Genomic DNA, 13,428 nt, shown 5'->3' with positions numbered 1-13,428 from the left:
AAAAAGTTATTCGACTTCGCGAACATCGACCCGCAGCTCTTTCGGTACTTCGAAAACGATATTTTCTTCACGGCCTTCCAGCGGAATGGCTTCCCCACCGCCAAGCTCCTGCAGGCGGGAGATAACGTTTTGCACCAGAACGTCAGGCGCCGATGCCCCGGCCGTTACGCCAACGCAACTGATTTCGCGCACCCACTCTTCCTGAATATCAGAAGCATCATCAATCAGATAAGCGGATTTCCCCATACGCTGGGCCAGCTCCGCCAGACGGTTGGAGTTCGACGAGTTCTTCGAGCCGACAACCAGTACCACTTCCGCCTGTTCCGCCAGAGCGCGCACGGCTTCCTGACGGTTGGTCGTGGCGTAGCAGATATCATCTTTACGCGGCCCGACAATTTTCGGGAAGCGCTGACGCAGCGCATCAATCACGTCGGAAGTATCATCCACGGAGAGTGTCGTCTGCGTCATAAAAGAGAGCTTATTGATATCTTTAATATTGAGCGTTTCTACGTCTTCCGGCGACTCCACCAGGTACATTCCCCCTTTCGGGTTGCTGTACTGCCCCATGGTGCCTTCGACTTCCGGATGACCAGCATGGCCAATCAGGATGGCTTCTTCCCCACGACGACTGGCGCGAGCGACTTCCATATGTACTTTGGTTACCAGTGGGCAGGTGGCATCAAAGACGGTCAGATCGCGGCTTTTCGCTTCGTTACGTACCGCCTGTGAAACACCGTGAGCAGAGAAAATCAGGATCGCGCCGTCCGGCACTTCGCTGATTTGCTCGATAAAAATCGCCCCACGTTCACGCAGGCTGTCTACCACGTAACGGTTGTGGACCACTTCGTGACGGACATAAATGGGCGCGCCATAAATCGCCAGCGCGTTTTCAACAATACTAATCGCGCGGTCTACGCCCGCACAAAAACCACGTGGGTTAGCCAACAGGATCTGCATGCATCCCCTCCAGTGCCGGTTCCACTTCCAGCACGTCGACATCAAAATGAACGGTCTGCCCTGCCAGCGGATGGTTAAAATCAACGGTAATAGAATCACCGTTGATCTCACGGATCACGCCTGGCATTTCGCTGCCATCCATTGCGGTAAAGAGCATAATCGCGCCGATTTCCGGCTCACCCGCGTCCATAAAATCACGGCGCGAGAAATACTGAATCAGATCGGGAACCGGCGTGCCAAATGCCGCGTCCGGTTCCAGCGAAAACGCTTTTTTGTCGCCTGCTTTCAATCCCAGCAAGTGCTGCTCAAGCCCTTCGGATAGCGAACCATCCCCCAGACGAAACAGCGCAGGTTTACCATTGTTGCGGGTTGACTCAGCGGTGGAGCCATCTTCGAGTTTGAGCGTAAAGTGCACCAGCACCGCGCTATTACTCTGTACAGATTTTGACATGCAGGTACGCTCACTTGTTTTACCCGGTGACGATAACGCTTACCAGGCCTGAGGATAACCCAGGCCGGGCAAGCGTAACGCCGCCCGGCAGGTTTTGTTACGCCTGTTTCTTCGCAGCCGCGTTCGGCAGGAAGCCTTCCAGCACAATCAGCGCCGCGCCGACACAAATGAAGCTGTCGGCCAGGTTGAAGGTGGCGAAATGCCAGTCGCCGACATAAAAGTCAATCATATCAACGACAAAACCGTGCCACAGGCGGTCGAACAGATTGCCTAACGCACCGCCGATAATCATCGCGTAGGCGATATTGTTCAGCTTCTGCGAGGCTTTTGAACGGTACATCAGTACCGCCAGCACGACAGAAATACCGATAGCGATACCGGCAAAGAACCAGCGCTGCCAGCCACCGCTGTCCGCGAGGAAACTAAATGCCGCGCCATAGTTACGCGCGTAATGCAGATTAAGCGACGGAAACAGCGGCACCGTATCCCCCAGCGCAAAATGCTGGAGGATAAGGAACTTGCTGCCCAGATCGATAATCAGCACGACGACGACCAGCCACAACCAGCGTAGCCCTGTTGAAAAGATCGGTTTACTCATCAGGCAAACTTACGTTTTTCGCCGTCACCGGCGACGTTGCTGACACAGCGTCCGCAGATTTCTGCGTGTTCCGCTACCTTGCCGACATCCTGAGTGTAATGCCAGCAACGCGGGCATTTCTCACCTTCGGCTTTGCTTAACGCCACTTTCAGACCTTTGAGCAGCTCGCTCTGTTGGGCATCAGCACAAGCGTTGGCATAATCTTCAACTTTCGCACCGGAGGTCAACAGGACAAATCGTAATTCGTCACCCAGCGCCGTCAGTTTCGCAGACAGCTCAGGTTCAGCGAACAGGGTTACTGCCGCTTCCAGCGAACCACCCACTTTCTTGTCGGCACGCGCCTGTTCGATAACCTTGTTCACTTCACCACGCACTTTGAGCAGTTCTTCCCAGTAGGCGTCGTTCATGGCTTCGGTTTCCGCCAGACCAAACAGCCCCTGATACCATTCGCCGGTGAACACATATTTTTCGCGCTCGCCTGGCAGGTAGCCCCAGATTTCATCTGCGGTGAAGGACATGATCGGCGCCATCCAGCGCACCAGCGCTTCTGCGATATGGTACAGCGCAGTCTGGCAGCTACGACGGGCAACGCTGTCCGCCTTTGCGGTGTACTGACGATCTTTGATGATATCGAGGTAGAAAGAGCCCATCTCGATGGAGCAGAAACGCATCAGGCGTTGCACAACTTCATGGAAATCATAGGAGTCGTACGCGCTGATGATATCTTTCTGCGCTGCCTGCGCGCAGCCCACCGCCCAACGATCGAGTACCACCATCTCTTCCGGTTTCACCATGTCTTTTGCCGGATCGAAACCATTGAGGTTCGCCAGCAGGAAGCGCGCGGTGTTACGAATACGGCGATAGCTATCGGCGGCACGTTTGAGGATCTCATCGGAAACCGCCATTTCACCGGTATAGTCGGTTGATGCCACCCACAGACGCAGGATATCCGCGCCCAGTTTGTTCATCACATCCTGCGGCGACACGGTGTTGCCGATGGACTTGGACATCTTGCGGCCCTGACCATCGACGGTGAAGCCGTGAGTCAGTACCTGGCGGTAAGGTGCTTTGCCTTTCATCGCGACGCTGATCATCAGAGACGACATGAACCAGCCACGGTGTTGGTCAGAACCTTCCAGATACATATCCGCTGCGTGACCGCCAAATTCCGGACGCGCGTCAACCACAGAGTAGCTTGTTGAACCGGAGTCAAACCAGACGTCCAGGGTATCCGGCACTTTCACGTAGTTGTCAGCGTCATCGCCCAAAATTTCACGCGGATCGAGATCCCACCACGCCTGAATGCCGTCTTTCTCAACGTATTTAGCGACCGCTTCCATCAGTTCAGTGGTACGCGGATGCAGCTCTTCGGTGTCTTTATGCACGAACAGCGCCATCGGCACGCCCCAGGTACGCTGACGGGAGATACACCAGTCAGGACGGTTCGCGACCATCGATTCGATACGTGCTTTACCCCATGCCGGGATCCAGCCGCTCAGGTTCTCTTTCGCCAGACCTTCCTGCTCAATGCGATCGATCTCTTTGAGAGACTGAATGCGCAGGCCTTTCTGATCCATGCTGACGAACCACTGCGGGGTCGCACGGAAAATGATCGGCGACTTGTGGCGCCAGCAGCACGGATAGCTGTGTTGCAGTTTTTCGACATGCAGCAGTGAACCGTTGTCACGCAGCAGGTTGACGATAATATCGTTCGCTTTGAAGACGTTTACGCCATCCAGAATCGGATACGTACCCGGCAGATATGCCCCATCCGGGCCAACCGGGTTAGCGATTTCCAGACCGTATTTTTGGCTGATGGTATAGTCATCAGGGCCATGACCACCGGCGGTATGCACTGCACCGGTACCGGCTTCCAGCGTCACGTGATCGCCCAGGATCGCAGGCACATCAAAATCGAGGAACGGATGTTTAAAGCGCATCAGCTCCAGGTCAGAACCTTTCACCACGCCCAGCACGGTAAACTCACTGATACCAGCGCGTTTCATTACGCTTTCCAGCAGATCTTTCGCGAGGATCAGCGACTGCCCTTCAACCTGCACCAGCGCATAGTCAAATTCCGGGGACAGAGAGATCGCGCGGTTTGCCGGCAGCGTCCACGGGGTAGTGGTCCAGATAACCAGAGAGACAGGACCGTTAACGCTGGCAACGCCAAATTTCGCTTTTACCGCGTCGACATCGACGGCATGAAACGCCACGTCGATAGATGGAGAGGTTTTGTCGTAATACTCAACTTCCGCTTCCGCCAGCGCAGAACGGCAGTCGACGCACCAGTGCACCGGCTTGGCGCCTTTATGCAGGTGACCGTTACCGATGATTTTACCCAGCGCACGGATAATGTTGGCTTCGGTTTTGAAGTCCATGGTGCGATACGGATGTTCCCAGTCGCCCAGTACGCCAAGACGGATAAAGTCTTTGCGCTGGCCGTCGATCTGGGTCGCAGCGTATTCACGGCATTTTGCACGGAACTCCGCGGCGGTGAATTTCTCACCCGGTTTACCAAATTCCTGCTCTACTTTCAGCTCGATAGGCAGACCGTGGCAGTCCCAGCCCGGGACATACGGCGAGTCGTAACCCGCAAGGCCTTTGGACTTCACGATAATGTCTTTCAGAATCTTGTTAACAGAGTGACCAATATGAATGCTGCCATTCGCATAAGGAGGGCCATCATGCAGAATGAAGGTTTTTTTGCCTTTTTTGGCTGCACGAATGATGCCGTACAGGTCATCATCAGTCCAACGCGCCAGCATTCCCGGTTCGCGTTTGGCGAGGTCGCCACGCATCGGGAACCCTGTTTCCGGCAAATTCAGGGTTGATTTATAGTCACTCATCAGATTCTCGGTTCCGTATTTATCACACAGGCATTTAAGCCGGGTTTGATAGCCCAAAAAACTCGCGGGCGGTTAACTCATCACGCGCGATCTGCGCTTTAAGCTCATCCAGCGATGTAAATCGCTGCTCGTTGCGTATCTTTTTACGCAGTACTACATCTATATGGCGTCCATAGAGGTCCATTACAACATCCAGCAGATGGACTTCAAGCTGCTGGCGAACCCCGGCAACCGTCGGGCGCGTACCAATGTTGGCCACGCCGGGCAGTAAAGTATCGCCTAAGCCAGCCACTTCTACCGCATAGACACCTTTGACCGGGGAAACCTGGCGGCGCAGCGGTATGTTCGCCGTCGGAAAACCGATAGTACGCCCCAGCTCATCGCCATGAACCACACGCCCGGAGATACTGAACGGACGGCCCAGCAGTTGTTCAGCGAGCTCAAGGTTGTCATCAGCCAACGCCTGGCGAACCGCCGTACTGCTCACGCGCGCGCCACCAGAGCAGAAGGTTTGCGTGCTGGTAACATCAAAGCCGTATTTCAGACCGGCTTTCTGTAATAACAAGAAATCCCCCTGGCGACCAGCGCCAAAGCGGAAATCATCGCCCACGGCGAGGAATTTCACGCCAAGTTTGTCAACCAGCAGGTTGCTGACGAAGGTTTGCGCCGTCAACGCGGCAAAACGCCGGTCAAAACGTACGCACAGTACGTAATCGACGCCACATTCGGCCAGCAGGCGCAGTTTTTCCCGCAGTCGGGTCAGGCGCGCAGGCGCTTTATCGCTCGCGAAAAGTTCGAGAGGTTGCGGCTCGAATATCATCACCACCACGGGGAGAGCACGGGTACGACCTTCTTCGCTAAGCCCTTGTAAAAGCGCCTGATGGCCGCGATGCACGCCGTCGAAATTACCAATAGTCAGCACACACCCGTGCGGTGCCTGGCTGAGATTATGTATGCCGCGTATCAGCTTCATGTCTGGCTCAAAACAGTGAAAATCGTCAAAGTATACCTTGTACAACGTGCAACGTTAACCGACGATTGCCCGAACCCGCCAGAAAGGAGAAGGATTTCATCAGGCTGCCCTCTTACCGCATGAAAAACTGGACCGGAAAGCGATTTTTATAGTGGAAAGGCTGTATTCGATGACCACAAGCTGGTAGAATCCTGCGCCATCAATACGTAACGTAGCGTCGCACATTAACGGCGCTTATTTGCACAAATCCATTGACAAAAGAAGGCTAAAAGGGCATATTCCTCGGCCTTTGAATTGTCCATATAGATCATATTTGGGAGTTGGACCTTGGCTAATATCAAATCAGCTAAGAAGCGCGCCGTTCAGTCTGAAAAGGCTCGCAAACACAACGCAAGCCGTCGCTCTATGATGCGTACTTTCATCAAGAAAGTGTACGCTGCGATCGAAGCTGGCGACAAAGCTGCTGCACAGAAAGCATTTGACGAAATGCAACCGATCGTGGATCGCCAGGCCGCTAAGGGTCTGATCCACAAAAACAAAGCTGCGCGTCATAAAGCAAACCTGACTGCACAGATCAGCAAACTGGCTTAATCGCCCGCTTGTTGTACTTTGTGAAAGAACCCGCGTAAAGCGGGTTTTTTTATGCCTGCTACCCGACGTCGATGCCGAGTAATGTCTGTAATCCCTGCCGACCTTTCACAGTCAGCGCGACTTCACGAAACCCGGGCGTCCGCCGGATCCACCCCTTCGTTTCAAAATAAATAAGCAACACCGCTCCTGCATGCCCCCCCAGATGAAAGCGCCGCTCGCTCCAGTCAAGACAGGCACAGCTACGTTTACGCGTTGATTTATTTTCCAGCGGTAAACCCATCCGGATAAAAAATGCCAGCCCTGCTTCGGTAAGCGACGCACCATCCGTGGTCAGGTAATCTTTCGCCACCAGCGCGTCATAAATGTTTACCGCCAGCTCACCAGCCAGATGATCGTAACAGGTGCGCGCATGCCGCAGCGCCACGGGCGTGCGTGTGGTTAAAGGTTTATCCTGCCGCCAGGAAATGCCCATCATCATTTCAATCAACCGGGCAACCTCCTGGCCTGCCAGACGGTAGTAACGATGACGCCCCTGCGACAGGAAACAGAGCAGTTGGCTGTCAACCAGCTTACTCAGATGTGCGCTGGCGGTGGAGGCCGCAACGCCTGCCGCCACACTCAATTCCGTTGCCGTCCATGCCCGCCCATCCATCAGCGCACACAGCATTTTCACGCGTGATGGATCGGCCATCGCTGCGGCAACTGCCGCGACCGAAAGCTCAAGTGTGTCGTCATCAGAAAGATGTTCAGGATGAAGTTGCATAAACCGCCCAGGGTTCTGTCGCCTCGCTGGCAACGAGATCATTATCCGTCACCAGTATGAGCTGATTTGCGTGATCGCTATACTGCACGAGAATATTTACGCCATGGGATTCAAGCGTTGCCGTTATCTCGCCCAGCTCGCCGGGCCGCTCCTGTTTGAGCTTACGGATCACAGGCCTGCGCAGCTCGCGGACATCAAAACCGTGTTGCTCCAGTACCGCTTTCGCCCGTATGCCCTCTTCCACCAGAAAGTGGGCATGCCCTTCATTATTGTGGGTAAAGACACCACCACCCTCAAGGCCGATACCGTTACTGCCCAGCGTTTTGCCCAGTTTCGCCAGCTCACCCGGCAGGTTTTTGAGTACTACATAAATATCGTACATCACCTTACCTCCGGTTTTCCGATGAATATTCCCGTTCCAGACGGGCAATACGGATGCGATAAAACGAAAAAATTGCCTCGCGCCCCTCCGTCTGCGCCTCACGGTGAAAATGATTATTTTTCCATGTCTGAATGGCTTCCTCATCACGCCACCAGGATAACGAAAGTATCTTCCCCGGTGTGGTCAGGCTTAGAAAACGTTCAATCGCGATAAAGCCATCGATATCGGCAAGCAGCGGTTTCAGTTCCGCAGCCAGCTCAAGGTAGCGCTCTTGCTTTGCCGCAACCGCGTCGGCTTCGAAAAGTACAGCAATCATGATTTATCTCCTGTATGGGTAGGAGAGATAAATCTACCGTGCTGAAAAAGTCATGCTTCGGTGGTTAACGAAATATGGCGCGTATCATCAGAGGTCATGAAATAGCCGGGAGTAATCACGGTTACAAATACGCTGCACGGCGGGGTGCTGAATCATTCGTTCGGCAAAAATGGCGTGGTACTCTTCCATCACGTTATCCACTCGGCCAATTTCGACGATATTCTCATCAGCAAAATAGTCTTTTGCATAGAGCGTCGGAGCCACAAAAATGGCATTGTGCGCTGCGCCAAACGATTTCATCAACGCCGCATCATCAAACTCGCCCAGCACTTCAACGTTCAGCCCCTGCGAATTAAACCAGTTGAGTAACTTACGCCCAAGCATCGACCGGCGGCCAGGAATCAGCAAACGGCGTTCTTCAAGGCAGGCAGGAAAGGGCTTTTTAAGTGCCGGTTTCTGGCACCAGAAGCTGACGCTGCATTCGCCAATCTTCACCGAAAAGAGCCCTTCCTGATGGGTAGAATCTATCGGGCAATCCGAAATAATCATATCGAGCTTATGCTGGCTCAACTGTTCGAGCAGCATTTCATGGGTGGATTCAAAACAGCGTAAATGGATAGGCTCGCCTTCCTGAACCGCAGCCTCAAGAATACCGCTCACAAGTTGTTTGGATAGCGCATCAGCTACCCCGACATCAAACAACAAATGCGACTCTTTGCGATAATTAACGATATCCAGCATTTCCTGGCTTAGCGTAAACATCTTATCGGCGTAACGAAAAACCAGCTCACCAAGTTCCGTTGGTTCCAGCCCCCTTCCCCGGCGCTTAAAGAGCTTGCCCTGCAGGCGCTCTTCCAGCGCTTTTATTTGCCCGGTGATGGTTTGTGGCGTGAGGTATAACGCTTCCGCAGCACCGACAACGGACCCCGCGCGGTATACCTGCCAGAAGTAGTACAGATGGTTGTAATTGATGTTCGACATCGTGTCTTCGCTCCCTGAGTGACGTTTTCGGGAAGGCCATCGTTCGCCTTCCCATCCCGGGTTAGCGGACTATGCGCGAGCGCAGCAGACAGTATCCCACCACCGCCGCCAGGATTGAACCTGTAAGAATGCCTAATTTCGCCCAGGCAACCATATGTGTATCGACGTCACCAAACGCGAGGGTAGCGATGAAAATCGACATGGTAAAACCAATACCGCACAGCACGCCGACCGCCATTATTTGTTTAAACGCAGCCCCCTGCGGCAGTTTTGCCAGTTTGAGGCGAAGCGCCAGCCAACAAAAAATGGTTATGCCGACGGGTTTACCGATAAACAGACCGGCAATCACCCCCATTGGCAACAGCGACGTCAGCCCGGCAAAGGTGACCCCTTCAAGCGATACGCCCGCATTGGCAAAGGCAAACAGGGGCAAAATCAGCCAGCCAACCCAGGGGTGGATCGCATCAATCACCTGGCGGGCCGGAGAGACGCCATTCTCCTCTTTCAGAGGAATGAAGAAGCCCAGTACGACCCCGGCCAACGTGGCATGAATGCCCGATTTCAACACCGCCGTCCACAACACTATGCCCACCAGCATATAGATGCCGATCCGGCGAACATTAAGGGCATTCAGTACCGCCAACGCCACAATGGCCGCCGCCGCAACGCCCAGCGATACCAGCGAGAGATCGCTGGTGTAAAACAGCGCGATAATAATGATCGCACCCAGATCATCGATAATCGCCAGCGCCATCAGGAAGATTTTCAGCGCCGGGGGAATGCGATCGCCGAGCAGTGCCAGAACGCCAAGGGCAAAGGCGATATCCGTCGCCGCAGGAATCGCCCAGCCGTGACGCGCCAGCGGATCGTGCATGTTAAACGCCAGAAATATCAGCGCTGGTGCCACCATACCGCCCAGGGCGGCAATCACCGGAAAAATAGCCTGTTGGCGGCTGGCAAGCGAACCTTGCATCAGCTCATATTTCACTTCAAGGCCGACCATCAGGAAAAAGACCGCCATAAGCGCGTCATTTATCCATAACAGCATATTTTTATTGATTTCCAGCGCTGCAAACTTGAACGCAACCGGTGTATCAAGGAAAGCTTGATAACCTGCTTTGGTCACATCCAGATTGGCGCAGAACATCGCCAGTACGGCAGCAATGATGAGGACAATCCCGCCTGAGATATCACTGCTAAAAAAACGTTGTAGAAATTTCATGATGTTCTCTCGATTTACGACTCCCTGGGGCGCTTATAGTACCCCGCCAGAATCATCGATAAAATCAGATAAATTTTGGGGATAAACTCGGTTTTACCGAGTATTAAACAACAAAAATAAAAAACCCGACGTTAAGATCGGGTTTTATAGTAATTGAGCACCAGATTAACGCGTCAGGTCATCAAAGAACTTTTTGACACCGTCGAAGAAGCTTTTGGAGCGCGGGCTGTTGTGTTCACCTGTCGGTCCACCAAAGCTTTCCTGCAGATCCTTAAGCAGTTGTTTCTGCTTATCGTTCAGGCCAACCGGCGTTTCAACCACCACGCGACACAGCAGATCGCCCTGCGCGCCGCCGCGTACCGATTTCACGCCTTTACCGCGCATGCGGAATAGTTTGCCGGTCTGAGTTTCGCCAGGGATCTTCAGATTGACACGACCATCCAGCGTTGGAACCTCGATTTCTCCCCCCAACGCCGCCATAGCAAAGTTAATGGGGACTTCGCAGTACAGGTTGTTACCTTCACGCTCAAAGATAGCGTGCTGTTTCACCTGCACCTGAACGTACAGATCGCCTGCCGGTGCGCCGTGCTCACCCGCTTCACCCTCACCCGCCAGGCGGATGCGATCGCCCGTATCCACACCTGCCGGAATTTTAACGGACAGGGTTTTGGTTTTTTCTACGCGACCATGACCGTGACATTTGTTGCACGGATCTTTAATCAGCGTACCGCGCCCCTGACAGTGCGGACAGGTCTGCTGAACGGCGAAGAACCCCTGGCGCATCTGCACCTGGCCGGAACCATGACAGGTCGGACAGGTCTGCGGCTGGGTACCGGCTTTCGCGCCGCTGCCGTGGCAAACATCACACTCTTCCAGCGTCGGAATACGGATCTCTTTACTGACGCCGCGAACGGCTTCTTCCAGCGTCAATTCCATGTTGTAACGTAAATCGGCGCCACGCGCCGCACGCTGGCGACCACGGCCACCGCCAAAAATATCGCCGAAGACATCGCCAAAGATATCGCTAAAGTCAGCGCCGCCGCCAAAGCCGCCGCCGCCGAATCCACCACCGCCCATGCCGCCTTGTTCAAACGCCGCATGGCCATACTGGTCATACGCAGCACGCTTTTGCGCGTCGGTCAGAACTTCGTACGCTTCTTTGATCTCTTTAAATTTGGTTTCGGCCTCTTTATCACCCTGGTTACGGTCCGGGTGATATTTCATGGCCAGGCGCTTGTACGCCTTCTTGATTTCGCGCTCTTCCGCTGTTTTGGAAACGCCCAAAATCTCGTAGTAGTCTTGTTTCGCCATCTTTTTTTATCTACCCCTAACATGCGAGCACGGGCGTGGAGAAATCTCCTACGCCCGTGCCGATTAATTACCCTGCATCAGGGCGATTATTTTTTATCTTTTACTTCTTCGAACTCAGCGTCGACAACATCGTCGTCTTTCGCGTTGTTCGCAGAAGCGTCAGCGCCACCAGCCTGCTGCTGTGCGTGCTGCTGCTGTGCGATTTCCAACAGTTTCTGAGAAGCCTGAGCCAGAGCCTGCATTTTCGCTTCGATGTCCGCTTTGTCTTCGCCTTTGAGAGACGTTTCCAGCGCGGTCAGCGCAGCTTCGATAGCGGTTTTATCTTCCGCTGGCAGTTTGTCGCCTGCTTCTTCAACCTGTTTACGGGTGCTGTGCAGCAGGTGGTCACCCTGGTTACGGGTCTGAACCAGCTCTTCGAACTTGCGGTCAGATTCAGCGTTCGCTTCTGCTTCGCGAACCATTTTCTGAATTTCTTCCTCGTTCAGGCCAGAAGATGCCTTGATGGTGATCTTCTGCTCTTTACCGCTGTTTTTGTCTTTCGCAGATACGTGCAGAATACCGTCAGCATCGATATCGAAGGTCACTTCGATCTGCGGCATGCCGCGCGGTGCCGGGTTGATACCATCCAGGTTGAACTGACCCAGAGATTTGTTATCAGATGCACGTTTACGTTCACCCTGCAGCACATGGATGGTTACCGCAGACTGGTTGTCTTCCGCAGTAGAGAACACCTGGCTGTGCTTAGTCGGGATAGTGGTGTTCTTGTTGATCAGCGCAGTCATCACGCCGCCCATGGTTTCGATACCCAGCGACAGCGGGGTAACGTCGAGTAGCAGAACGTCTTTCACATCACCGGTCAACACACCACCCTGGACCGCAGCACCGATAGCAACAGCTTCGTCCGGGTTAACGTCTTTACGCGGCTCTTTACCAAAGAACTCAGCGACTTTCTTCTGCACCATCGGCATACGGGTCTGACCGCCGACCAGGATAACGTCCTGCACATCGGATACAGACAGGCCAGCGTCCTGCAGCGCAACTTTCAGCGGCTCGATGGAACGGTTCACCAGGTCTTCGACCAGGCTTTCCAGTTTCGCGCGAGTCACTTTGATGTTCATGTGTTTCGGACCAGTGGCGTCTGCAGTAATGTACGGCAGGTTCACGTCGGTCTGCTGAGCGGAAGAAAGCTCAATTTTCGCTTTTTCTGCTGCTTCTTTCAGACGCTGCATCGCCAGCGGGTCGTTACGCAGGTCAATGCCCTGATCTTTCTTGAATTCTTCAACCAGATAGTTGATCAGACGGCTGTCGAAGTCTTCACCACCCAGGTGGGTATCACCGTTGGTTGCCAGAACTTCGAAAGTTTTTTCGCCATCAACTTCGTCGATTTCGATAATAGAGATATCGAAGGTACCGCCACCGAGGTCGTAGACCGCGATAGTACGGTTGCCCACTTCTTTATCCAGACCGTAAGCCAGTGCAGCGGCAGTCGGTTCGTTGATAATACGTTTGACTTCCAGACCCGCGATACGGCCAGCATCTTTGGTTGCCTGACGCTGCGCATCGTTGAAGTATGCCGGTACGGTGATAACCGCTTCAGTTACTGGCTCACCCAGGTAATCTTCAGCCGTTTTCTTCATTTTTTTCAGCACTTCGGCAGAGATCTGCGGCGGTGCGGTTTTGGTGCCTTTCACATCAAGCCATGCGTCACCGTTGTCAGCAGCGATGATTTTGTACGGCATGATAGAAACGTCGCGCTGAACTTCTTCGTCCTGGAAGCGGCGGCCAATCAGGCGTTTAATCGCAAACAGGGTGTTTTGCGGGTTTGTCACTGCCTGACGTTTAGCCGGCTGACCAACCAGAGTTTCACCATCCTGGGTATAAGCAATGATAGAAGGCGTGGTGCGGTCGCCCTCGGCATTCTCCAGCACACGCGCGGTAGTGCCATCCATAATCGCTACACAAGAGTTGGTAGTACCCAGGTCGATACCAATAATTTTACCCATCTAAACGTCTCCACTAAAAATTCGGTCAACA

General features: G+C 53.7%; 13 protein-coding genes and 1 pseudogene. 1 reads left to right on the top strand and 13 read right to left on the bottom strand.

What is annotated here, in order from left to right:
- Window positions 1-6 precede the first annotated feature (6 nt).
- From ispH to IP582_RS25520, 6 genes and pseudogenes are all read right to left on the bottom strand, one after another.
- Window positions 7-957, bottom strand: coding sequence for a 4-hydroxy-3-methylbut-2-enyl diphosphate reductase (gene ispH / locus IP582_RS03450; RefSeq protein ID WP_039078302.1), 951 nt, complete (start codon window positions 955-957; stop codon window positions 7-9).
- A complete protein-coding gene (gene fkpB / locus IP582_RS03445) occupies window positions 938-1,408 on the bottom strand; it encodes an FKBP-type peptidyl-prolyl cis-trans isomerase (RefSeq protein WP_039078301.1) in 471 nt (156 codons plus the stop codon). The genes ispH and fkpB overlap by 20 nt, the downstream gene beginning before the upstream one ends.
- A gap of 97 nt (window positions 1,409-1,505) precedes the next feature.
- The gene (lspA, locus tag IP582_RS03440; RefSeq protein WP_071193614.1) at window positions 1,506-2,006 is read right to left on the bottom strand and encodes a signal peptidase II; all 501 of its coding nucleotides are present in this window, start codon (window positions 2,004-2,006) and stop codon (window positions 1,506-1,508) included.
- Window positions 2,006-4,855 (bottom strand): isoleucine--tRNA ligase, encoded by a 2,850-nt coding sequence (gene ileS / locus IP582_RS03435; protein WP_193795085.1) that lies wholly within the window; start codon window positions 4,853-4,855, stop codon window positions 2,006-2,008. Before ileS ends, lspA begins: the two co-directional genes overlap by 1 nt.
- Window positions 4,856-4,889: 34 nt before the next feature.
- Window positions 4,890-5,828, bottom strand: a complete 939-nt coding sequence (gene ribF / locus IP582_RS03430; RefSeq protein WP_193795084.1) for a bifunctional riboflavin kinase/FAD synthetase — start codon at window positions 5,826-5,828, stop codon at window positions 4,890-4,892.
- 25 nt (window positions 5,829-5,853) lie between these two features.
- A pseudogene (locus tag IP582_RS25520) lies at window positions 5,854-6,053 on the bottom strand (DUF2575 domain-containing protein).
- A gap of 102 nt (window positions 6,054-6,155) precedes the next feature.
- Here IP582_RS25520 and rpsT point away from each other — a divergent pair.
- Window positions 6,156-6,419, top strand: coding sequence for a 30S ribosomal protein S20 (gene rpsT / locus IP582_RS03425; RefSeq protein WP_039078297.1), 264 nt, complete (start codon window positions 6,156-6,158; stop codon window positions 6,417-6,419).
- Window positions 6,420-6,477: 58 nt separating this feature from the next.
- On the opposite strand, the gene IP582_RS03420 is transcribed toward rpsT, so the two are convergent.
- From IP582_RS03420 to dnaK, 7 genes are all read right to left on the bottom strand, one after another.
- Window positions 6,478-7,182, bottom strand: coding sequence for a helix-turn-helix transcriptional regulator (locus IP582_RS03420; RefSeq protein WP_193795083.1), 705 nt, complete (start codon window positions 7,180-7,182; stop codon window positions 6,478-6,480).
- A complete protein-coding gene (locus IP582_RS03415) occupies window positions 7,166-7,564 on the bottom strand; it encodes an amino acid-binding protein (RefSeq protein ID WP_193795082.1) in 399 nt (132 codons plus the stop codon). The genes IP582_RS03420 and IP582_RS03415 overlap by 17 nt, the downstream gene beginning before the upstream one ends.
- 4 nt (window positions 7,565-7,568) lie before the next feature.
- Entirely contained in the window at window positions 7,569-7,880 is a 312-nt protein-coding gene (locus tag IP582_RS03410; RefSeq protein ID WP_193795081.1) for an antibiotic biosynthesis monooxygenase, read from the bottom strand.
- A gap of 87 nt (window positions 7,881-7,967) precedes the next feature.
- Window positions 7,968-8,861, bottom strand: a complete 894-nt coding sequence (gene nhaR, locus IP582_RS03405) for a transcriptional activator NhaR (protein ID WP_039078293.1) — start codon at window positions 8,859-8,861, stop codon at window positions 7,968-7,970.
- A 61-nt stretch (window positions 8,862-8,922) separates the two neighbouring features.
- Entirely contained in the window at window positions 8,923-10,083 is a 1,161-nt protein-coding gene (gene nhaA / locus IP582_RS03400; RefSeq protein ID WP_071193610.1) for a Na+/H+ antiporter NhaA, read from the bottom strand.
- Window positions 10,084-10,248: 165 nt separating this feature from the next.
- Window positions 10,249-11,394 carry a molecular chaperone DnaJ gene (dnaJ, locus tag IP582_RS03395; protein ID WP_193795080.1) on the bottom strand — a complete coding sequence of 382 codons (1,146 nt, stop codon included), beginning with the start codon at window positions 11,392-11,394 and terminating at the stop codon, window positions 10,249-10,251.
- Between the two features lie 86 nt (window positions 11,395-11,480).
- Window positions 11,481-13,397, bottom strand: a complete 1,917-nt coding sequence (gene dnaK, locus IP582_RS03390) for a molecular chaperone DnaK (RefSeq protein WP_039078286.1) — start codon at window positions 13,395-13,397, stop codon at window positions 11,481-11,483.
- Between the last annotated feature and the right edge of the window lie 31 nt (window positions 13,398-13,428).

Origin of the sequence: Citrobacter sp. BDA59-3 (assembly GCF_015167655.1) — a bacterium.
GTDB lineage: Bacteria > Pseudomonadota > Gammaproteobacteria > Enterobacterales > Enterobacteriaceae > Phytobacter > Phytobacter diazotrophicus.
The sequence above is the reverse complement of the archived record's forward strand: the minus strand, read 5'-3'. Positions and strand labels throughout refer to the sequence as shown.